This is a genomic window from Actinoplanes flavus (genome assembly GCF_017592555.1).
In the GTDB taxonomy this organism is placed as follows: Bacteria; Actinomycetota; Actinomycetes; order Mycobacteriales; family Micromonosporaceae; genus Actinoplanes; species Actinoplanes flavus.
In genome coordinates, this window is sequence record NZ_JAGFNS010000035.1 from 47,482 (window position 1) to 69,199 (window position 21,718).

18 protein-coding genes are annotated in these 21,718 nt (G+C 72.2%); 8 read left to right on the forward strand and 10 right to left on the reverse strand.

The window, feature by feature from the left end; translation table 11 throughout:
• Positions 1–6: 6 nt before the first annotated feature.
• Positions 7–936 carry an aldo/keto reductase gene (locus J5X75_RS37320; protein ID WP_238490631.1) on the reverse strand — a complete coding sequence of 310 codons (930 nt, stop codon included), beginning with the start codon at positions 934–936 and terminating at the stop codon, positions 7–9.
• A 164-nt stretch (positions 937–1,100) separates the two neighbouring features.
• Between J5X75_RS37320 and J5X75_RS37325 the strand changes: the two genes are divergently transcribed.
• Positions 1,101–1,946 (forward strand): helix-turn-helix transcriptional regulator, encoded by an 846-nt coding sequence (locus J5X75_RS37325; protein WP_208472338.1) that lies wholly within the window; start codon positions 1,101–1,103, stop codon positions 1,944–1,946.
• Positions 1,947–2,692: 746 nt separating this feature from the next.
• On the opposite strand, the gene J5X75_RS37330 is transcribed toward J5X75_RS37325, so the two are convergent.
• Positions 2,693–3,664, reverse strand: coding sequence for an NAD(P)H-binding protein (locus J5X75_RS37330; protein WP_208472340.1), 972 nt, complete (start codon positions 3,662–3,664; stop codon positions 2,693–2,695).
• 94 nt (positions 3,665–3,758) lie between these two features.
• Here J5X75_RS37330 and J5X75_RS37335 point away from each other — a divergent pair, with 94 nt between their 5' ends.
• Positions 3,759–4,142, forward strand: coding sequence for a winged helix-turn-helix transcriptional regulator (locus tag J5X75_RS37335; RefSeq protein ID WP_238490632.1), 384 nt, complete (start codon positions 3,759–3,761; stop codon positions 4,140–4,142).
• 319 nt (positions 4,143–4,461) lie between these two features.
• On the opposite strand, the gene J5X75_RS37340 is transcribed toward J5X75_RS37335, so the two are convergent.
• From J5X75_RS37340 to J5X75_RS37350, 3 genes are all read right to left on the reverse strand, one after another.
• Positions 4,462–5,097 (reverse strand): class I SAM-dependent methyltransferase, encoded by a 636-nt coding sequence (locus tag J5X75_RS37340; RefSeq protein ID WP_208472342.1) that lies wholly within the window; start codon positions 5,095–5,097, stop codon positions 4,462–4,464.
• A 29-nt stretch (positions 5,098–5,126) separates the two neighbouring features.
• Entirely contained in the window at positions 5,127–7,349 is a 2,223-nt protein-coding gene (locus J5X75_RS37345; RefSeq protein ID WP_307798509.1) for a putative bifunctional diguanylate cyclase/phosphodiesterase, read from the reverse strand.
• A 76-nt stretch (positions 7,350–7,425) separates the two neighbouring features.
• Positions 7,426–8,250: an NmrA family NAD(P)-binding protein gene (locus J5X75_RS37350; RefSeq protein WP_208472344.1), complete on the reverse strand. Its 825-nt coding sequence runs from the start codon at positions 8,248–8,250 to the stop codon at positions 7,426–7,428.
• Positions 8,251–8,352: 102 nt separating this feature from the next.
• Between J5X75_RS37350 and J5X75_RS37355 the strand changes: the two genes are divergently transcribed.
• Positions 8,353–9,285, forward strand: coding sequence for an AraC family transcriptional regulator (locus J5X75_RS37355; RefSeq protein WP_208472346.1), 933 nt, complete (start codon positions 8,353–8,355; stop codon positions 9,283–9,285).
• A 190-nt stretch (positions 9,286–9,475) separates the two neighbouring features.
• On the opposite strand, the gene J5X75_RS37360 is transcribed toward J5X75_RS37355, so the two are convergent.
• The gene (locus J5X75_RS37360) at positions 9,476–10,111 is read right to left on the reverse strand and encodes a nuclear transport factor 2 family protein (protein WP_188125421.1); all 636 of its coding nucleotides are present in this window, start codon (positions 10,109–10,111) and stop codon (positions 9,476–9,478) included.
• 282 nt (positions 10,112–10,393) lie between these two features.
• Here J5X75_RS37360 and J5X75_RS37365 point away from each other — a divergent pair, with 282 nt between their 5' ends.
• Positions 10,394–11,770, forward strand: a complete 1,377-nt coding sequence (locus tag J5X75_RS37365; RefSeq protein WP_208472348.1) for an FAD/NAD(P)-binding protein — start codon at positions 10,394–10,396, stop codon at positions 11,768–11,770.
• A 132-nt stretch (positions 11,771–11,902) separates the two neighbouring features.
• Positions 11,903–12,040, forward strand: coding sequence for an SEC-C metal-binding domain-containing protein (locus tag J5X75_RS37370; RefSeq protein ID WP_208472350.1), 138 nt, complete (start codon positions 11,903–11,905; stop codon positions 12,038–12,040).
• Positions 12,041–12,081: 41 nt separating this feature from the next.
• On the opposite strand, the gene J5X75_RS37375 is transcribed toward J5X75_RS37370, so the two are convergent.
• A complete protein-coding gene (locus tag J5X75_RS37375) occupies positions 12,082–13,002 on the reverse strand; it encodes a hypothetical protein (protein WP_208472352.1) in 921 nt (306 codons plus the stop codon).
• Positions 13,003–13,014: 12 nt separating this feature from the next.
• The gene (locus J5X75_RS37380; RefSeq protein ID WP_208472354.1) at positions 13,015–13,782 is read right to left on the reverse strand and encodes an enoyl-CoA hydratase/isomerase family protein; all 768 of its coding nucleotides are present in this window, start codon (positions 13,780–13,782) and stop codon (positions 13,015–13,017) included.
• A gap of 192 nt (positions 13,783–13,974) precedes the next feature.
• On the opposite strand from J5X75_RS37380, the gene J5X75_RS37385 reads away from it, so the two are divergent.
• A complete protein-coding gene (locus J5X75_RS37385) occupies positions 13,975–15,927 on the forward strand; it encodes a GMC family oxidoreductase N-terminal domain-containing protein (RefSeq protein ID WP_208472356.1) in 1,953 nt (650 codons plus the stop codon).
• On the forward strand, positions 15,924–17,339 hold the full coding sequence (locus J5X75_RS37390) for an aldehyde dehydrogenase family protein (RefSeq protein ID WP_208472357.1): 1,416 nt from the start codon (positions 15,924–15,926) through the stop codon (positions 17,337–17,339). The genes J5X75_RS37385 and J5X75_RS37390 overlap by 4 nt, the downstream gene beginning before the upstream one ends.
• Here J5X75_RS37390 and J5X75_RS46240 read toward each other — a convergent pair.
• Positions 17,311–18,330: an OmpA family protein gene (locus J5X75_RS46240; RefSeq protein ID WP_208472359.1), complete on the reverse strand. Its 1,020-nt coding sequence runs from the start codon at positions 18,328–18,330 to the stop codon at positions 17,311–17,313. The two genes, J5X75_RS37390 and J5X75_RS46240, sit on opposite strands and share 29 nt — an antisense overlap.
• Positions 18,327–18,686, reverse strand: a complete 360-nt coding sequence (locus J5X75_RS37400; RefSeq protein WP_208472361.1) for a helix-hairpin-helix domain-containing protein — start codon at positions 18,684–18,686, stop codon at positions 18,327–18,329. Before J5X75_RS37400 ends, J5X75_RS46240 begins: the two co-directional genes overlap by 4 nt.
• Before the next feature lie 430 nt (positions 18,687–19,116).
• Between J5X75_RS37400 and J5X75_RS46245 the strand changes: the two genes are divergently transcribed.
• Positions 19,117–21,714 (forward strand): winged helix-turn-helix domain-containing protein, encoded by a 2,598-nt coding sequence (locus tag J5X75_RS46245; RefSeq protein ID WP_208472363.1) that lies wholly within the window; start codon positions 19,117–19,119, stop codon positions 21,712–21,714.
• Positions 21,715–21,718: the final 4 nt, after the last annotated feature.

A 21,718-nucleotide genomic window follows, 5' to 3' on the forward strand; every position in this document is an offset into this window, starting at 1 on the left:
CCGCTGTCAGCTGTCGGTGCCCAGGTTGGACATGAACGCCGCCGGGTAGCGGTCGCCGCGGGCCGCGCCCACCGGCGCCGCCTTCTCGATCTCGGCGAGATCCGCGGCGTCCAGCCTCACCTCCAGCGCCGCCAGGGCCTCGGACAACCGCTCCCGGCTGCGGGCGCCGACCAGCGGAAGGATGTCGGTGCCCTGCGCGGCCACCCAGGCGATGGCCAGCTGTGCCACGGTGCAGCCCTTGGCGTCGGCGACCCGCCGCAGATCCTCGACGAGAGCCAGGTTGTGCTGCACGTTGCCGTCAGCGAACCGGGGGCTCATGCCGCGCATGTCGCCGGGCGCCGTCGGCTGCCCGGCACGCCAGCGGCCGGAGAGCAGCCCGCGGCCGAGCACCCCATACGCCGTCATCGCGATGCCCAGCTCCCGCAACGTCGGCAGGATCTCCGCCTCCACGGCCCGGGACAACAGCGAGAACTCGATCTGCAGATCGGCGATCGGATGCACGGCGTGCGCCCGCCGAACCGTCTCCGCGGTCACCTCGGAGAGCCCGATCTCACGGACGTGGCCGGCATCGACCATCTCCTTGATCGCGCCGACCGTCTCCTCGATCGGCACCGCCGGGTCGAGCCGGGCCGGCCGGTAGACGTCGATGTGGTCGACGCCCAGCCGGGTCAGTGAATACGCCAGGAAGTTGCGCACCGCCTCCGGCCGCCCGTCCATCCCACCGAACACCCGCCCCGGCCCCCGCAACTGACCGAACTTGACGCTGAGCCGATAACTCTCCCGTGGACGGCCGCGCAGCGCCTCGGCCAGCAGCAGCTCGTTGTGGCCCATGCCGTAGAAGTCGCCGGTGTCGATCACGATCACGCCGGCGTCCAGCGCGGCATGCACCGTGGCGATGGACTCGCCGCGGTCGGCCGGCCCATACACCTCCGACATGCCCATCGTGCCCAGTCCCAGAGCCGGTGTCCGCATCGTGGTGCCTCTCGTTCGTCGGTGTGCCCTCCACGGTGCGGGGTGGGCCGTTGCCGGAAAAGCGGAGCGCTGATCCTGGGACAAGCGCTCCCTGGCTACGTGCAAATGCGGAGAGCAGCATGGACGTCATGCAACGTGAGCAACTCGCCGACTTTCTGCGCCGCCGCCGCGCGGCGATCCGCCCCACCGAAGTGGGCCTGGCCGACAGCGGCATCCGCCGGACCGTCGGGCTGCGCCGCGAGGAGGTGGCGATGCTCGCCGGGATGTCCGTCGACTACCTCGTGCGCCTGGAGCAGCGCCGCAGCAGTCAGCCGTCGGTCCAGCTGCTGGCCGCACTGGCCCGGGCGCTGCGCCTGTCCGACGACGAGCGCGACCATCTGTTCTACCTGGCCGGGCATCAGCCACCGCCGGCCACCGGGGTGGCCCGCCTGGCGCGGGCTGGGCTGCTGCGCGTGCTCGACCTTCTCGATGACACCCCGGCGCTGGTGATGTCCGACCTGGGGGAGGTGCTCGCGCAGAACCGGGCGGGCCTGCTGGTCGCCGGTGACCATCGTGGTCGCACCGGTGACCGCCGCTATCTGGTCTATCGCTGGTTCACCGAGCCCGCGACGCGCGCCGCCCATCCACCCGAGGAGCACGGTCAGCAGGCCCGGCAGTTGGTGGCCGATCTGCGTGCGACGGCCGGGCGTCGGTCCGGGGACGAGGAGGTGACCGGGCTGATCGAGCGGTTGGCGGCGGTGTCCGACGAGTTCCGTTACCGGTGGGCCGAGCATGAGGTGGCGGTGCGCCGCGCGGATCGTAAGACGTTGCTCCATCCACAGGTGGGCCGGCTGCGGATGGACTGCGAGACGCTGATGACCCCCGACCAGGGGCAGATGCTGCTCGTGTTCACCCCGGCCGACGACGAGACCCGCGAGCGGCTCGCTCTGCTGATGGTCGTCGGTGTGCAGGAGTTCGCTGACCCGGCTGGGTGAGCCGGCGATCCGGAGCGGGCGGAGAAGCGCGCGCCGCCGATCGGGAACAAGCCTCGCCGGTTGGGAGGTGGCTTGGTTGGGCTGGGCGTGAGGGTTGCGGTTGGGAGGTGGCGTGGTTGGGCTGGGGGTGAAGGCTGCGGTTGGGAGGTGGCGTGGTTGGGCTGGAGGTGAGGGCTGCGGTTGGGAGGCGGCTTGGTTGGGCCGGGGGTGAGGGTTGCGGTTGGAAGGTGGCTCGGTTGGAAGGTGGCTCGGTTGGAAGGTGGCTCGGTTGGAAGGTGGCTCGGTTGGAAGGTGGCTCGGTTGGACGGGGGTGAGGTTTGCGGGTGGGAGGTGGTCTGGCAGGGCGGGGACGAGGTTGTTGGGTGGGAGGCGGCTTTGCCGGGACGGGGAGGTTCGGCGAGTAGGGAGGTGGTTTTGGGCGGACGAAGGAGGAGCCTTGTCAGGGTGGGAGGTGGGGGCTACCGAGAGGCGGGGAAGCGCTGTCTGGGGACCTTCGTGGATTGGGTGGCATGCTGCCTGTCCGCAACCACCACACCGGGCGATCTTGGACGCCTTGCCGCCGGGAGCGGTGGTGACGCGTCCAAGATCGCCGTGTTTGCAGGTGTGCGTCGTGGGTGTGGCCTCGCTGTGCATCGATTGGCGGTCGATCTTGGACGGTTTGCCACCGGTGTCGGTGGCTGAGCGATCAAGATCGCGGGGTGTGGCGTGCGGGACGCGTGGTGGTTTGCCTCAACGTGAAGGGATCTCTAGCGGAAGGCGTCGATGTTGGTGGACAGCCACTCGGAGAAAGTGCGGGGTGGGCGGCCCAGTACTCGTTCCACGTCAGGGCTGATTCGCTGTTCCTCGGGAGTGGGGGCACCGATGATGTCCAGCGTGCCGTCGACGACCGGTGCGGGCATGAAGGTCAGCATCTGCTCGCGGGCCTCCTCGACCGACTGGTCGATGAAGCGGACCGGCTCGCCCAAGGCGGCCGCTAGATCTGCTGCTCGCTGGCGGGGGCTGGTCAGCTGCGGGCCCGTCAGGGTGAACACCTGCTGGGTGTGACTTTGATCCTGGAGTGCCGCTGCGGCGACCTCGGCGATGTCGCCCGGATGGACCAGCGGTAGGCCGACATCGCCGAAAGGTGATGAGACGGTGCGTGAGGTGCGTACCTGCTCGGCCCAGGCGAGGGTGTTGGAGGCGAAGCCTCCCGGCCGTAACAGCACCCATTCCAGGCCGGAGGCGCGCACGGTGTCCTCTAGCGCGCGCAGCGGGGCGTGCGACACCGAACCGGGCCTGGTCCCGGCCGCCTGCGAGGAGAGCGCCACGATCCGGCGGACGCCTCCCGCCCGGACCACGTCGAGGATCGCCGGGATGTCGAGGTGCGCGCCGGCACCGGAGACGAGCAGGAAGAACGCCTCCGCTCCGGACACCGCCTCCCGCAGGCTTTCCGGATCGGCGAGGTCGGCGCAATGATGCTCGACCCCGACGGGGAGTGCGCCGGAAGCGGGTGCTCCGGTGGGGAGTGTTCCGGGGGCAGGTTCGCCGGAAGCGGGTGCTCCGGTGGCAGGTGCTCGGGCGGGGAGTGTTCCGGTGGCGGGTGCTTCGGTGGGGAGTGGATCGGTGGGGAGGGCTTTCGGTGCGTGTCGGGAGATTGCGTGAACCTTGGCCCCGGCTGCGGCTAGGGCGTGGATGAGGGGCCTCCCGACATTGCCGGTGGCTCCGGTGACGGCGTACATGTTCGACTCCCTGTCGTCGATGGGTCAACGCAGGATTGGACGCTACATGCCTGGTGATAGTAGGTACCTAGGAGAAAGTGACTACCCTGGGAGGATGCATGGGACCGATCCCGAACAGGCCTGCCCGATCGCTCCGGTGGTCGACATCGTGTTCAGCCGCTGGACGACGCCGATCCTGTGGGCGCTGCACGAGTTCGGCCGTCAGCGTTTCGTCACGCTGGAACGCCGCATTCCGTCGATCACGCCCAAGGTGTTGACCCAACGGCTGCGCCAGTTGGAACGCGATGGTCTGATCACCCGGACGTACTATCCGGAGGTGCCGCCCCGGGTGGAGTACGAGATCAGTGATCTGGGCCGCAGCCTCGGGCCGCTTTTCGCTCACCTGTCGACGTGGGCCTCCGACAATCTTCCGGCGGTGGACGCCGCCCGGGCCGCCTACGACGCCACCGGGTCGAGATCTCCCAGCGCCGTGTCGTAGCGGGCCGCTATGGAACTGCGTCGAGTCGTCCCTATTCCGCGTGAGCTGGGCCGTGGAAGGGCGTGCCGGATCTCTTGCCGTTCGGCGTGAGGTCGTGGAAAGGCGCGTCTTGCCGTCGGAGTGAGGTGGGTCGTGGAAGGGCGCGTCGGGTGTCTTCCCGTCCGGCGTTTGCTGGTCGTTGGGGTCGGGGAGGCCGGTGGGCGCTTCGGGAAGGCCGGGACGGATTGGCGCTCTGGTGGGGGCCGATCTGACGCGGCAGGCGTGGCTTCGTTGCTGGCGGGATGGTGTGGGAGGGGGAGATCGGTGTGATCCGTATCGGTCATCCGTAGTGGGAGTGGACGGCCGGCTGGCCGGTGTAGTTGGGGCCGGCGTGATCGTCCGCGCCGAGGTAGGCATACGGCAGGGCGAGTTCGCGAGGGCCGGTGCAACTGATCCGGTGACGGAGGGCGTCGTACTCGATCCCGGCTTTCCGCAGCAGTGTGGTCAGCCGCCGGCCGGCGGGTCGGCCGTTGGACGTCCGGACGCTGGTCAGGTCCAGGCCGGCGACGAACCGTCCGCTCGGGTTCAACCATGTCAGGACACGCTGGAGAACCCCGAGCTTGTCCCCGACGTAGTGCAGGCCGTGCACGCAGGTGATCAGGTCGAACGTCCGGTCCGGGGTCCACGTCTCGACCGGCGCGGCGATCAGTTCCGGTCCGTCGCCTGGGGCGAACGCGTCGACCAGGTCGACACCGACCAGCGTGGCCGTGTCCAGGCGGGCGGCGGCCCGGATCAGCGCCCGTCCACTGCCGCAGCACAGGTCGAGCCAGGAACGCTTCGTGCCGGCCAGCAGTTCCACCGGATCGAACCCGAGCACCTTGGCGTAACTGTTCACCCCGGACAGTTGCCGTTCCCGGTTCATCGCGTTGTTCGCGACCACCGAAGACGCGTGCAGGGCCTGATCGTCGAGCAGCATGCGCCTACGCAATCACACCGGTGCGAGCCTCAGGCGGCGACCCGGTTCTGCTGGGCGGCGAGCATCTCGTCGATGGCCTCGGCGGGCAGCGGCCGGGCGAAGTGGAAGCCCTGCGCCTGACGGTAGCCCAGCTCGTACAGTCGCTGGGCCTGCTCGACGGTCTCGACGCCCTCAGCCACCGTGCGCAGCCCCATGGTCTCGGCGATGCCGGTCAGCGCGATCGCGATCGCCTCCTGCTGCGGGCTGCCGCCCAGGCCGTCGACGAACGACTTGTCGACCTTGATGGCGTCGACCGGGCAGGTGCGCAGCAGGCCCAGCGACGAGTGGCCGGTGCCGAAGTCGTCCAGGGCGATGGCGACACCCAGGTCGGAGAGCGCGGTGACGCTGGCCAGGGCTCGGCCGCCACCGAACACGGCGGTCTCGGTGATCTCGACGGTGAGCTGCCGGGCCGGCAGGCCGTGCCGGGCCAGGGCGGCCGCCACGATCTCCGGCAGCGCCGGGTCGAGCAGTTGGCGGGCGGACACGTTGACGGCGACCGAGCGCAGCGCGTCCGGCCCGTGCCGGCGCCGCCACTCGGCGGCCTGCGCGCACACGGTGTCCAGGATCCAGGCGCCGAGTTCGACGATGAGGCCGGTGTCCTCGGCGACGGGGATGAATCCGGCCGGCGGGACGTCGCCCCACCGAACCAGCGATTCCACGCCGATCAGGCGGCCGTCGGGCAGGTTCACGATCGGCTGGTAGAGCAGGTGGAACTCGCCCGCGGCCAGGCCCCGGCGCAGGTCGGCGGCGACGGTCGCCCGGCGGCTGAGCTGCCGTTCCAGGGTGGCGTCGTAGCGGACCACCCGGCCGCCGGCGCCGGCCATCGCCTCGCGCAGCGCCAGTTCGGCCCGCCGGTACGAGTCGGGCGCGTCGGCGGTGTCGCCGTCGGTGAGCCCGATGGAGACGTCGACGAGCAGTTCGTGACCGGCGGCGGACAGCGGCTCGGCGCTGGCCGCGAGCAGCCGGTCGACGGTGCCGGGCGCGGCGGTCAGCAGCAGGCCGAACTCGTCGCCGCCGAGCCGGGCCACCACGGCGTGGCGGCCGGCCAGGGCGGTGAGACGTTCGGCGTACGCGGTGAGCAGCGCGTCGCCGGCGGCCGGTCCGAGGCCGTCGTTGATCGCCCGGAACTCCTTGAGGTCGATCAGTACCACGGTGTGCGGTTCGGTGGTGGACGCGACGGCCGCGGTGAAGTAGCGGCGGCTGAACAGGCCGGTCAGCTCGTCGTGCATGGCCTGCCGGGCGACGGTGTCGAGCAGGCTGTTGTTCTCGGCGAGCGCGATCGCCTGCCGGGCCACGACGAGCAGCAGCAGCATGGTGGTGCCGGCCACCTGGACGGTGCTCAGGTGCCCGGTGCGCAGGAAGACGGTGGCGACCAGGAGGCTGATCAGGCCGGAGGCGACCAGTGGCACCGCGCTGCCGCGCCGGCCGGCCGACGGGTGGGCGATCCGGGAGGAACCGCCGGCGGCCAGCCGCCGGTGCTGAGCGTGTGCGGCGAGCGTGCCGCACAGGCCGACGAACGGCAGTACGGCGGCGCTGCCGTTGAGGTGCGGCCAGGGACGCAGCGCGGTCATCAGCAGGGTGGACAGCGGTCCGGCGAGCCCGATCGGGGCCAGCCACCAGAGCGCGGCCCGGGGGATCGGGCTACGCCGCGCTGTCATGATCTTGACGACGACCACGGCGCCGGCCACCGCGATCGCGATCATGGCGATGTTCAGCCACCAGGCCGATTCGCTGACCCCGAACCGGTTCATGAACCAGCCGATGTACTGCGACGTGGCGATGCCGCCGGTCACCACCACCACGGCGACGTCGAGCACCGCGGTGAGCAGTTGACGCCAGGTACGCCCGCCGGCCGGCAACCGCAGCAGGGCCGTGATCGCCAGGATGGTGCCCACCACGTACAGGCAGAGGGTGCGTGTGCCGATCGGCGGCATCCCGGACCAGGGCAGGGTGACGACGTCGAGGGTCTGGCTGATCCCGGCCAGCAGCACGAAACCCATGGCGACGGCCACCCGCCGCCAGAAGGCGCGCAGGTCGCCGCCGGTGCGGACCGCGGCGCCGCGGAAGGCGGCGACCGCGGCCGCGAGCCCGGCCACGGCCGGGACCCACACCAGCAGCACCGGGTACGCGCCCCGGGTTCCGGCGAGTACGAGCACGACTTCGGCGACGGCCATCGACACGGCGAACGGCGTCAACCATCCAGGTCGAGCCACCTGGCCTCCCCTCACCTCGGTCGGTCCGACGTATCGCACGATCGGCGCGCGCCGGGGCGAGTTGAGGGTGGTGGGGCTAACGTGCGAGCAGGTCCCGCAGCGTCTGCTCCAGCTCGGTGACGCAGGGCACCCGGCGGTCGCCGCACGGCCGCAGAATGCCCCGGTTGTCGGCGTCGTACAGGGCGGCCAGCTCGGACGCGAGGGCCGGGGGCAGGCCGGCGTCGGCCAGGGCGCCGAGCCACGCGGGCTGCGGGACGGTGACCACGGTGAGCTCCCGGCCGAGCAGTTTGCCCAGGATCTCGGCGACCTGCCGCTCGGTGTAGGCGGGCGCCTCCAGGTCGACGGTCTCGCTCGCCGCGGGCGGGGCGAGCAGTGCCCGTGCGGCGGCCGCGCCCACGTCGACGGTCGCGACCATCGGCAGCGGCACGTCCGCCGAGTCGGCGAAGACCGGGTAGACGCCCGACTCGACGGCCCCGGTCTCCAGGGCCTTCTCCTGGAAGTGCGGCGACCGGATCGCGGTGAGCCGCGCGCCGGTCGCGTGCAGCGCCCGCTCCAGGTCGTGCAGCCAGCGGATCGGGCCGGTGCCGTCGGGCAGGTCGGCGCCGATCGACGACAGCATCACCACGTGCGGCACGCCACTGTCGGCTACCGCTCCGGCGATCGCCTCGATCATGGTGGGCTCGGCGCCGCCGGTGAACGGCAGCATCACGAATGCCCCGCGGCAACCGGAGAACGCGGTGCTCAGACCCGTACGATCGGAAAGATCCGCAACCGCGACGTCTCCGCCGGGGTGGGCCGACGCGGGGTTGCGGACGACGGCCCGGACCGGCGCGCCCGCGGCGAGAAGCGCTTGTGCGGCCGCGCCGCCGACGCGGCCGGTGATCCCGGTGACAGCGAACATGTGTGCCTCCCTCGATTGGTGATGACAGTCTTTCGGCGAAGAGTGAGACGATCCATGTTCGGTGGGCTCGTTCGCATGTCTGAGCGTCTACGCTGCGTCCTCATGGATCCGCTGGGAGATCTCCTCGACGGGGTACGGGCGCACACCGCCGCCTTCTGCCAGGCCACTCTCGACCCGCCGTGGGGGCTGCGGATCGTCGACCGGGCGCCGCTGGCCCTGGCCGCCCCGCTGCGCGGACAGGCGTGGGTGGTGCCGGACGAGGGCGAACCGACACTGCTGCGGACCGGGGACGTGGCGATCGTGCAGGGCCCGGAGCCGTACACGGTGGCCGACGATCCCGGCACGCGTCCGGATGTCTTCGTGCACCCGGAGAACCGCCTGATGACCGCCGACGGCTGCGACATCACCGCGGACACCAAGACGCGTACCCTGGCGGCCCGGCTCGGCGGCCCCGACGACGGCGCGACGCTGCTGGCCAGCGGCACCTACCAGGTGTCCGGTTCGGTCAGCGGCCGCCTGCTGGCCGCGCTGCCGCGAGTCGTGCACGTGGAGCGCGAACACGTCCAGTCGTCGATCATGGACCTGCTCTCCGCCGAGGTGGAACGGGACGAACCGGGTCAACAGGTGGTGCTCGACCGGCTGCTCGACCTGGCGCTGGTCGCCGCGCTGCGGGGCTGGTTCGCGCGCCCGGCCGCCGACCCGCCCGGCTGGTACCGCGCGCACGGCGATCCGCTGGTCGGCACGGCGCTGCGGATCATGCACGAGGATCCGGCCCGGTCGTGGACGGTCGCGTCGCTGGCGGCCGCCACCGGTGCGTCCCGGGCGGCGTTCGCGCGCCGGTTCACCACGCTGGTCGGGCAGCCGCCGATGACCTATCTGACGCAGTGGCGGCTGGATCTGGCCGCCGGGGCGCTGCGGGACACCGACGCGACGATCGCCTCGATCGCCCGGCAGGTGGGGTACGCGAACGCGTTCGCCCTGACCGTCGCGTTCAAGCGGGAACGCGGTTCCACGCCGCAGCAGTTCCGGCGTTAGCCCGCGGCGCGGCCAGCGTCTCACGCACCAGCGCCGGCGTGCGCCCGCTGGTCGTGCGCTCCGCGCCGACCGTCCACCGAGCCGGCGAAACGGCCGGGCCACGCGGGTGGCGTCCTCGACCGCCGCCACTGTTCGAGGTGCGGAACGCGACGGAGCCGGTGCCGCCGGCAAACGGCACCGGCCCGCCGGGTCAGTGGGCGACCGGGCAACCGCCGGTCAGCTTGCTGAGGAACTGGTTGGGGTCGTAGTAGTGCTCGACCTCCAGCAGCTTGAGGTCGTCGTCGACCTTGGCGACGCTCAGGCCGTACATCTCGATGGTCTTGCCGTTGGGCTGGTGGCCGTGGTACTCGCCGTCGAAGGAGCCCCAGTGCCGCCACTTGAAGGTGACCACCGGCGGCGGGCTGAGGACCTCGAGGACCTCCCAGTAGAAGCCGTTCGGGAACGCGCCGTGGAAGACGTCGTGCTGGCCGTCGAACGACTCCGGCTTGTAGAACGGGCTGTCGCCGACCAGCACGTTGTAGCTGCCGGTGTCGGCGATGTCCTGCGCGGACGCCCACGGGCCGCCGTTGACGTTGGTGCGGAAGTGTTCGGTCACCATCGAGACCCAGGTGGACGGGTCCTTCTTGTGCGAGACCTCCATTTCGAAGACCTGCACGATCGATTCGACGATCGCCTCCAGGGAGCCGGGGGCGTGCTCGGTGGTCCGCTGGCCGGGCATCACGGTGTGCGACAGGTGGTAGTCGGGGGTGCCGTGGCGCCACTCGGCCTGGTCGGCGGCCTCGATCACGGCGGTGCGGCCCTGCAGCCACAACGGGGTCTCAGACAACGTCCGGTGTCCTTCCAGAATGAGGGGCAGGGGGCTTCGACGTGTTGCGCTCTGATTACCCCCCGTAGTTCAAAGCGTTGATCACGATATCCACGTAGGACCGGCGGCAAAAGACCTCATCGGTTAACACCTATTTGCATAACGACTCATCTATTAACGAACGGCAAAGCGTCGATTCCATTGTCAATAATCGCCGGGCGGCGCGCCGAGGGATAGCCTACTAAGTCAATGGGAGATGTGGTTAGCTGGGAGCAGGTCGGATCCCACCGGGAGGACGTTCACATGACCAGCACCGTCATCCGCCGATCGGGCACGGCGAGCGATCCGGCCACCCACGCCGGCACCGTCGTGATCATCGGCGGCGGCGCCGGCGGCGTGCTCGCCGCCTGCGCCCTGATGCGATGTCCCGACTACCGCGTCATCCTGATCGGGCCCGGGACCACCCCGGGACCCGGCGTCGCCTACGGCACCGCCCGACCATGGCACCTGCTCAACTCCCGCGCCGCCGCGATGAGCGCCGACCCCGGCGACCCCCGGGACCTGCTCCGCTGGAGCCACGCCCGCGGCCGGCCCCTGGACCCGGCGGACTTCCTGCCCCGCGCCGACTACGGCGCCTATCTCGCCGACCGGTTCACCCACGCCCTCGGCAGCGGCCGGCTCGACCACCGGCGGGCCACCGCCACCGCGGTACGCCCCTACGGCGACGGGCACCTCGTCCTCGACGACACCGGCACCGCCACCTACGCCGACCACGTCGTGCTCGCCCTCGGCAACCCGCCGCCGCACCGGCTCCCCGGCATCAGCGACGCCGCCCACGACAGCGGCGCCTACATCGCCGACCCCTGGGCGCCCGGCGCGCTCGACGCCGTACCCCACGATCAGCCGGTCCTGCTGCTCGGCGCCGGCCTCACCGCGGTCGACGTGGCGCTCACCCTCACCGAGCGGGGACGCGGACGGCGTACCCCGCTGGATCTGATCTCCCGCCGCGGCCTGCTGCCGCTCGCCCACCCGGACCGGCCGCCCGCCCCGCTCGACCTGGACCTGCCCGCCTCGAGCGACCTGGCCCCCCTGCTGCGCGCCGTGCGCGCCGCCGTCGCCGCGGGCGCCGACTGGACCGCCGTGGTCGACGCCGTCCGCTGCCGGGCCGACGACCTCTGGACCGGCCTCGGCCACCCCGCCCAGGACCGCTTCCTGCGCCACTGCCAGCGCCTCTGGGAGATCCACCGGCATCGCATGGCGCCCGCGGTCGCCGCCCGCGTCGACCGGCTGCGCCGCGACGGCGACCTGCGCGTCCGCGCCGGCCGGATCAGCTCCGTCGAACCCCGTCCGGCCGGCGGCCTCACCGTCACGATCAACGGCGAGACCCCACAGCGGTACGCGACGGTGGTCGCCTGCACCGGCCCCGCCCCGGCGTTCGCCTCGCCCGGCCCGCTGCTCGGCGCACTGCTCGGCGAGGGGCTGCTGCGACCCGGCCCGCACCGGCTCGGCGTCGACACCGATCCGGACGGCCGCGCCGGGCCCGGACTGTGGGTGATCGGCCCGCTGCGCCGCGGGCACCTCTGGGAGACCACCGCGATCCCGGAGATCCGCGGTCAGGCCGAGCGGCTGGCCACCGCGGTAAATGCGTCGCGGGTCCGTCCGGCGCCCACTACGGTCTGATCCACCGATCCGCCGACGAGGGAGGCCATCATGTACCGCGACGACGAGACCGACTTCTCCTTTTGAGCCGACCAGCAAGCGCCGCCGGGGGTTCCCTCTAGCGAGTCGCAGGTCAAACGGGGGCTGCGAGTCGTGGGGCAGGACACCGAGCTGATCGAGAAGCTCGGTGGCAACGACCCCTGCCCGTGCGGCACCGGGCGGCGGTTTCCGTCGCTGCTGCCGCCGGGGCGGGCGCTTCGACGACAGCAACGGCCACTACTACTGCCGTGACTGACGTCCATGGGTGGGGCCGGCGGCCCCACCCATGCCTGTCACGGCGTCGCGGGCCCGACCAGCAGAGCGTCCCGTTCGGTCTCGATCGCGCGGAGGCGGTCGCGGACCTCGGCGGTGCGGGCGGTCAGCGCGGCCCGGACCTCCCGGACCCGGAGGAACGCCTCGACGATCTCCTTCTGGCCACGGTTGATCCGGCTGCGGACCGCCAGGTCGGTGACGATGTTGTCGAGCATGACGTCGAGGAACCTCGTGGTCCCGTTGATCTCCAGCGAGATCGGCGCGGCCTCCCGGTCGTCGCCCAGTTCGTGGCGCATCACGTCGACCTGATGCTGAGCGGCGGCCACGTGGTCGTCGGCGCTCTCGATGCGCTGGTGCTTGAAGTGGCTGCTGAACGCGCCGCCGCCCATGAACGTGTCGTAGGCCGACCACTTCCCGGCCGATCCGAGCAGCTCGTCGGCACGGCGGAAGCCCTCGGCGGCCTTGCCCGCGGCGATCTCGGCGCGCTGGAGCCGGGCCAGTTCGGCGACCAGGTCGCTGCGGAGCCCGGCCAGTTCGGAGAGGCGTTCACCGGTGGGGTGGCCGGTGGCGCGCAGGTGTTTCTCCTTGGCGGCGAGCGCGGCGGCGTACGCCGAAGGGGTCGATCGTGCCTCGTCGAGCCGTGCGCCGAGATCGGCGAGCTGCGCGTGCAGCGCGGCGAGCTCCTCCCGGGCCGCCGGAAGCCGGGCGCCCGCGGCGGCGACCTCGGCCCGTCCGCCGCGCAGTGACGCCAGCAGGCGGGCCGGACCGGTGGCAGTGGCGCGGTCGGCCAGCCGGGTCAGGCTCGCCAGCTCGGCGTCGGCCTTCGTGATGGCGGCCTGGAGGGCGGTCCGCCGCGGCATGAGCTGGTCACGTTCGGTGAGCAGGGTGGCGAGGCGGGCGATCTCCCGGTCGAGCTCCTCGAGCGACGGCGTGTTCGGCAAGGGAACTCCTGATCATTCGCCGGTGAAGACCGGGGTCCGCCGCTGGAGGCTGGCCAGAATACCCTCGGCGCTGTCCCGGGTCGCCCAGTGGATCTTCTGTTCGGCGAGTTCGTGGTCGAGCGCCTTACGGACGCGATCGGCCAGGTCGCCGCGGAGGGTGGCGCGGATCGAGCGGACCGCGAGGGGCGCGGACGCGGCGATCTCGGCGGCGAGCCGGTGCGCGGTCTCGCGCAGCCGGCCGGGTGCGGCGAGGCGGTCGGCGAGACCGAGCCGGAAGGCCTCCTCCCCGCCGACCCGACGGCCGGTGAGCAGCATGTCGGTGGCGGCCTGCCGGCCGATCAGCTCGGGCAGCGTGACACTGACGCCGAAGCCCTGGTGGAAGCCGAGCCGGGCGAAGTTGGCGACGAACCGGGTGTCGGCGTCCGCTACGCGGAAATCGGCGGCGCACGCCAGGCCGAGACCGCCGCCCACCGCGGTGCCCTGCACGGCCGCGACGATGGGGGTACGGACGTCGAACAGTTCCACCGCACGCCGGTAGAGGCGTTCCGCCGCGTCCACGTGGTCCCGGGCGAACTCGCCGCCGCCGAAGTCCGCTCCGGCGCAGAAGTGGCGGCCCTCGGAGGCCAGCACGATGACCCGGCAGCCGGGGGTGTGGTCGAGTTCGAGGGCCGCCTCGACGATCCGCCCGATGAGCGCCTCGTCGAAGTGGTTGGCCGGTGGGCGGCGCATCTCGATCACGGCGATCCCGTCGTCGACGGTGACGGACAGATCGGTGCTCACCACATGCCTCCCGGTGCGGAACTCCTTAACGAGCCCTCATGGTCGCACGGCGCTGATCACCGGGGTCGTGGCCGGTCTGGTGGCCGCCCGCTTCGTCGCAAACGCGACGAGGCGCGGCAGAAAGTAAACCGGAAATCACAACGGCCGACATCGACTGACCTAGATTGAGGGATCAGGTCAAGGAGGACCGGCATGCTCTCATCCGCACAGACTCAGGTGTTGCGGCTGCTCTGCGACACCATCGTCCCCTCCCTCCCGCGTCCCGGCGACACCGACGGGTTCTGGGCCCGCAGCGCCACCGACGTCGGCGCCGACCAGGGCGTGCTCGCCCTGCTCGCGACCATGCCCGACGAGCAGCGGGCGGCGATCGGCGGCCTGCTCGACATCCTCGCGCTCCAGGGCTTCGGCACCGCCTCACCGGAGTCCCGCGAGCAGATCCTCACCACACTGTCGCTGGCCTCCGCCCCGGCGGCGGCCGGCATCGGCTCGCTGACCAGCCTCATCCTGCTGATCACCTACGGCGCGGTCGGCCCGGACGGCCGCAACCCGAACTGGACCCGACTCGGCTACCCCGGCCCGGTCACCGCGGCGCCGGCCGACGGGCGGACCATCACCCCGGTCCGGCCGGACGGCGGCGACCTGGACCTGGAAGCCGACGTCGTGGTGGTCGGCTCGGGCGCGGGCGGCGGCCTGATCGCCGGCCGGCTCGCCGCCGCCGGGCGCCGCGTGGTCGTGCTGGAGGCCGGCCGCTACCGCACCGAAGCCGACTTCCACCAGCTCGAACTCGCCGCCTACCAGAACTCGTACTGGCGTGGCGGCCCGCAGCCGACCGGCGATCTCAACGTCACCCTGATGGCCGGGGCCGGGCTGGGCGGCGGCACGGTGATCAACTGGACCAACTGCCTCAAGACCAGGGATGGGGTACGGCGTCAGTGGGCCGACGAGCACGGCCTGACCGACGTGGCGACCGAGTCCTTCGACCGGCACCTGGACCGGGTGTGGCGGGAGCTCTCGGTCACCGATCAGTGCTCCGAGCTGAACCGGGTGCACGAGGCCATGCACCGTGGCGCCGAGGCGCTGGGCTGGTCGTTCGCCACCATTCACCGCAACTGGGACGAGAAGCGTCACGACGCCGCGATCGCCGGGCACCTCGGGTTCGGTGACCCGTCCGGCGCCAAACGGTCCACGGTGAAGGTCTACCTGGAACCGGCCGTCGCCGAGCACGGCGCCCGGGTGGTGGACGGCTGCCGGGTCGAGCGGGTGCTGGTCGAGCGGGGCCGGGCGGCCGGCGTGATCGGCCGCTGGACCAGCGAGGACGGCGCCGGCACGGCGACCGTGACGGTCCGTGCCCCGGTGGTCGTGGTGGCGGCCGGCGCCCTGGAGACGCCCGGTGTGCTGCTGCGGTCCGGGATCGGCGGCCCGGCGGCCGGCGACTACCTGCGGCTGCACCCGTGCACGGTCACCATGGGCGACTACGGCACGGACATGCAGGCGTGGTGGGGCGCGCCGCAGGCCGGGCTGGTCGACGAGTTCGCGACCGTCGAGGACGGCTACGGGTTCCTGATGGAGAGCGTGCAGTACACCACCGGGCTGGGCGCGTCGGCGCTGCCGTTCACCACGGGCGCCGAGCACAAGCAGGCGATGGCCGACTACCGCAACAACGGGTCGTTCATCGGCCTGATCCGGGATCGCGGGCACGGCCGGGTCACCCTCGACGCGTCCGGGAACACGGTGCCCTGGTACGCACTGACCGACGAACGGGACGTGCGCACCATGCGCCGGGCCGTGGAGGCGGAGATCCGGCTGCACCACGCGGCCGGGGCACGCGGCATCCGGGTGCTGGGCCGGGGCATGCCGGGCTGGCGGTTCGGCGACGACCTGGAGGCCTACATCGACCGGGCGCGGCGGCTGCCGTTGCGGGCCGGCGGGGCGACCCTCTTCTCCGCACACCAGATGGGCAGCTGCCGGATGGGCGCCGACCCGGCGACCAGTGTGGCCGACCCGCGCGGCGAACTGCACGACACCAAAGGGGTGTGGATCGGCGACGCGTCGGCGTTCCCGACCCCGTCCGGCACCAACCCGATGATCACCATCATGGCCCTGGCGTCGCGGACCGCCGCGACCATCGAGGAGGTGGCACGGTGAGGACGGACCGGTTCTACATCGGCGGGCGGTGGGTCGCGCCGAGCACCGGCGAGACGATCGAGGTCGTCGACCCGTACACCGAACAGGTTTTCGCCACCGTCCCGGCCGGCGGCGCGGCAGACGCCGAGGGCGCGGTGAGCGCGGCGCGCGCGGCCTTCGACGGCTGGGCCGAGACCCCGCTCGCCGACCGCGTCGCCGTCTGTGACGAGGTGTCGCAGCGGTTGCAGGAGCGGCAGAACGAGCTGGCGGCGCTGATCTCGCGGGAGATGGGCTCGCCGTTGCCGTTCTCGGTCATGGTGCAGACCGGGCTGCCGATCGCCACGTTCACGTCGATGCGGCATCTCGCCGAGGACCTGCCCTGGCAGCAGCGGATCGGGAACTCGCTGGTGGTACGCGAGCCGGTCGGTGTGGTCGCGGCCGTCACGCCGTGGAACTATCCGCTGCACCAGGTCGCCGCGAAGGTGGCGGCCGCGCTGGTGGCCGGCTGCACGATCGTCGTGAAACCGAGCGAGGTGGCGCCGCTGAGCGCCTTCGTGCTCGCCGAGATCTTCGACGGGCTGGGGTTGCCGGCCGGGGTGTTCAACCTGGTCACCGGCTACGGTCCGGTCGCCGGGGAGGCGCTGGCCGGGCATCCGGGTGTGGACATGGTGTCGTTCACCGGGTCGACGCGGGCCGGGCGGCGGGTCAGCGAGGTCGCCGCCGGCACGGTGAAACGGGTCGCGCTGGAGCTGGGCGGCAAGTCGGCGAACGTCATCCTCGACGACGCCGACCTGAAGCAGGCGATCGCCGACGGGATCAGCAAGTGCTATATCAATTCCGGTCAGACCTGTACGGCCCTGACCCGCATGCTGGTGCCCCGGGCGATGCTGCCGGTGGCCGAGGAGATCGCCGCCACCGTGGCCGGGCAGGTGACCGTCGGTGACCCCGGCGCGCCCGGCACCGTGCTCGGCCCGCTGGTCTCGGCCACCCAGCGCGACCGGGTCCGGGAGTACATCGCGCGCGGCGTCGCCGAGGGCGCCAAGCTGGTGTGCGGCGGCGCCGAGCCGCCCGGCGACCGGCCGCACGGCTATTTCGTCCAGCCGACGGTGTTCAGCGACGTCCGCCCGGACATGACGATCGCCCGGGAGGAGATCTTCGGCCCGGTGCTGGCGATCCTGCCGTACGACGACGAGGCCGACGCCGTGCGCATCGCCAACGACAGCGACTACGGGCTGGCCGGCGGTGTCTGGTCGGCCGACCGGGATCGGGCGATCCGGGTGGCCCGGCGGATGCGGACCGGGCAGGTCGAGATCAACGGGGCGGCGTTCAACCCGCTCGCCCCGTTCGGCGGCTACCGGCAGTCGGGCCACGGCCGGGAGCTGGGCCCGTACGGCATCCTCGAGTTCACCCAGACCAAGGCGATTCAACTCTGAGTTCCACCCGCCGGTTCGCGGCGCGGTGGGCCGGGGTGTCACCGGGTACGGCGGGGCGGGCCTCGCCGTACCCGACGGCGGTCAGCCGTCCGGCGGCGATCCCGTCGCCGCACAGAACATCGCGGACCGCGCCGGCCCGTTTCCGGCTGAGCGCCAGGTTGGTGTCCCGGGCGCCGGACGCGTCGGTGTGCCCCTCGATGCGCAGCCGGGCGCTCGGGTTGGCCGCCAGCACCGTGGCGACCCGGCTCAGCACCGCCCGGGATTCGCCACTCAGCTCGGCGCCGCCGGCCGGGAAGGTGAGCGCCGGCAGGACGTCGAGCCGTTCCTGCGGGTCGGCGACGGTCAGCCGGTCCAGGACGATCGCGCCGGTGTCGCGGGCCGCCGTGGTCAGCGCGGCGCGGGCGGTCTCGTCGCGGGCCGTGCCGGTGAGCGTGAGGGTGCCGTGACCGAAGCGCATCGACGCGTCCGGCGGCAGCGCCCGGACCAGGGCGGGCAGCCGGTCGAGCATCGGGTCGGCGGAGACCTTGGCGGCCACCGTGATCCGGTCGTCGACGGTCCCGAACGTGCCGGCGGCGGCGTCGTGCAGGGCCGTCCGGGTGGCGGCGGCCGCGACCCGCCCGCTGAGGTGGGCCCGGCCGTCCACCGCGACCAGCAGGAACGCCGGGTCGATCGGGGCCGCGGCCGGCACCACCTCGGTATGCACGGCACGCACCCCGGCCACCGCGGCGAGCACCTCGCGGGCGTGGTCGGCCTGGCTCTGCGATCCGGTCACGACGGTCGCGTCCCGCCCGGAGAACGACACCCGTACGCCGGTGTGCCCGGCCGTGGTCAGCGCGGCTCGCGAGCGGGTGGCCAGGTCGTGCTCGATCCGGTGCCGGTTCGGTCCGAGCTGGAATCCGGCGATCGCGGTCAGCCCGAACAGCAGTGCCAGGCCCGCGAACCAGCGCCGGGTCGCGGCGTCGGTGAACGCCCCGCTGACGGCGCCGGTCACCGGGCCGCCGTCTCGGCGTCGCGGTCGGCGACCAGCCGCGCCTGCCGGCTCCAGGTGGACAGGCTGGGAACGAAGCCGAGCCCCGCGGCCCGCATCGCCTCGCGCATGGCGTCGTCGTCGCTGTCGGCCAGCTGCGCGATGGTCCGGATCCCGGCGGTGCGCAGCGCGGCCGCCACGGCCGCGTCGATGCCCTCGATCCGCTGCAGTTCGTCGCCGTTGCTTTCCGGCGCATTATCGGCCTGCCGATGCGCATCGGTTGACACATTTCCGAAACGTGCGGAGAACCTGCCGACGGCGACGCCCAGAATGAACGCGAGCACGATGACGACGAGCGACTGGCCGACGAACCAGGCCACTGTGACCTCCGGAAACAGCTGTCCTGCGATGCGGCACACAGTAGCTGTCCTCGCGCCATTTGCAAAATGGACCGTGGCGTCTGTCGGTGCGTGACCGGGTGCTCATCGAATGTCATTTCGCAGGTTTGTTCACCGTCCACACCGGCCCGCCCCGGGTCTCGTGACGGTGTGGCGGATTGCCCAGGCACGCGGTAGGGATTGATGCGGCCGCCAGGCTGGGCGAGGATACGGACCGGCGGGTAACCGGCGGAGGGCGGGACGTCATGGCTGCACCGGGGTGATCCACACCACGATCAAAATCGGTCACTTGCGATGGGTGTGCCGGTATGGACTTGAATGAACCATGATGTTTCGCTGAGGCATACGGCATTTCCCGGGGGGAGCGATGGACGCGAGTCGGATCGGAGCGGCTCTCCTGCCCCTGATTCCCGTGAAGACCGCCCAGCCACGGGTGACCCGCGCCGGCGTCGACCGGCAGCGACTGTTCGACCTGCTCGACGCGGCCATGGACACGCCGGTCACGCTGGTCAGCGCGGGTGCCGGCTGGGGCAAGACGATGCTCGTCTCGGCCTGGGCGCGGGCCGCGGCCACGCCGGTCGCCTGGCTCAACCTGGATCGCCACGACAACGACCCGCAGACCTTCTGGGCGTACGTGGTGGCCGCCCTGCGCACCGCCGACCTGCTCGCCGCCGACAACCCACTCGCCGCGATCACCGCCGTCCCGGCCGACCAGCGGGAGCGCATACGCGTCGTCGCCGACGGCCTCAGCCGTCTGCCGGACCGGTCCGTGCTGATCATCGACGACTTCCACGAGATCGACGACCCGCGCGTGCTGGCCGAGATGAGCGACCTGCTGCGGCACCCACCCGAACCGGTTCGACTGTTCCTGATCAGCCGGGCCCGGCCCGCCCTCAACCTGCACCGGCTGCGTGCCGCGGGGCTGATCACCGAGATCCGGGCCAGCCACCTGGCCTTCACCGAGCCGGAGGCCGCCGACCTGGTGACCGGGCACGGGGTCGACCTCACCGCCGCTGACCTCGCCACCCTCCTGGACCGGACCGAGGGCTGGGCCATCGGCCTGCACCTCGGCGCCGGCTTCCTGGCCGGGCACCACAGCCGGTCGGTCGCCGAGTTCGCCGGCGACGGCCGTGGCATCGACGAATACCTCACCGAGGAGGTGCTGGCCAACCGCAGCCGGCGGCAGCGCCGGTTCCTGCTCCAGACCAGCATCTGCGAGCGGATCTGCGCCGGCCTGGCCAACGCCATCACCACCGGCCGGGACGGCCAGCGCATGCTCGAACAGTTCGAGCACGAGAACGACTTCGTGATCCGGCTCGGCGACCGTCCGCTGTGGTTCCGCTACCACCATCTGCTCCGCGACGCCCTCGGCCACCGCCTCCAGGTGGAGAGCCCGGCCGTCGTCACCGAGCTGCACCGGCGGGCCGCCCGCTGGCACGCCGCCAACGACTCGGTCATGGAGGCGCTCACCCACGCCGTCTCGGCCGGCGACTGGACCTACATCGGACGGCTGGTCACCGGCCAGGCCGCGCCGCTCGTCCTCTCCGCGCACCGGTCCGCTCTGGTCCGGCTGCTGCGGCAGGTGCCCGCCGACCGGTTCGACTCCACCGCCGAGCTGATGATCTGCGCCGCCGTCCTGCTCTTCCACGACGGCGACTTCGAGGCGATCCCGGCCCGCCTCGACCACGCCCGCCGGCTTCTGCGCCGCCGCCCCGGCGACGAGCACCGGCCGGTCGAGCTGATGCGCCTCACCCTGCAACTGGCCGCCGACCGTGCGGTCGGCGACATGCCGGCGGTCCGGGCCGGCTGCGACGAACTGCTCGACCTGCTGGCCGGCGACGGCGCCGTGGGGGGCGCCGCCGTCACCCAGCAGCGGGCGATCGCGCTCAACAACCGGGGCCTGGCCAACCTGTGGTCCGGCGACCTGGACGCCGCCGTTCGTGACCTGTGGGCTTCGGCCGGCGCCTCCCGCGCCGCCGGGCTGGAACTCGCCGAAATCAACGCCGACGGCCATCTCGGCCTGCTCGAGGTGATGTGCGGCTCGGTCGCCGCGGCCCGGCAGCTCGCCGGCGACGCCCGCGAACGGGCCGCCAAGAACGGCTGGCAGCACACCGTGCAGTCGGTGGCCGCGCATCTCGCCATGGTCCTGGTCCACCTGGAACGCGGCGAGTTCGCCGACGCCGAACAGGCCCTCCAGGACGGGATGCGGGCACACCACAGCGAGCCGGAGGCCGCGCAGCGCGTCGTGATGCTCGGGGCGCAGGCGAGATTGGCCGCCACCCGCGGCGAGCCGGCCAAGGCACATGTCTTCCTGGAAGCCGCCCGCGCCGACCGGAGCCCGCGCACCCGGATCCCGTGGCTCGACCGCTGGCTCGCCACGATCGAGATCGAGGCCGACCTCGCCGCCGGCCACATCGGCGCGCCCCCGACCGGAATCACGGTGGCCGACGGCGATCTGGCCCAACAGGTCGCCCACGCCCGGCTCGCGTTCGCCCACAAGGACTTCCGGCGGGCCGGGCATCTGCTCGACCCCCGGCCCGCGGTCCTGCCCTACACCGCCGCCACCGTCGAGGCCGGCCTGATCATCGCCCTGATCGCCGACCTCCGCGGCCAGGCCGGGCAGGCCGTCGACCTGCTCAGCGACACCCTCCACCTGGCCGAACGCGAACAGATCCGCCGCCCGTTCCTGGTCCACGCCGACGGGCGTCTCGACGACCTCCTGCACCGCCTCCAGCTCCTGCGCCCCGGCGACGGCCACGCCACCTTCCTCGAAGAGCTGCGCTCCGCACTCCGCGCCACCCGCAAGACCGCGGCCACCGAGGTGCTCAGCGAACGCGAAGCCGAGGTGCTGCTCTTCCTGCCGACCATGCTCGGCTCCGCCGAGATCGCCCGCGAACTCAGCATCTCGGTCAACACCGTCAAGGCGCACATCCGTGCGATCTATCGCAAGCTGGGCGTCTCTCGGCGCAGCGAGGCGGTCGCCCGGGCCCGCGACCTCGGCCTCCTTTGACCCC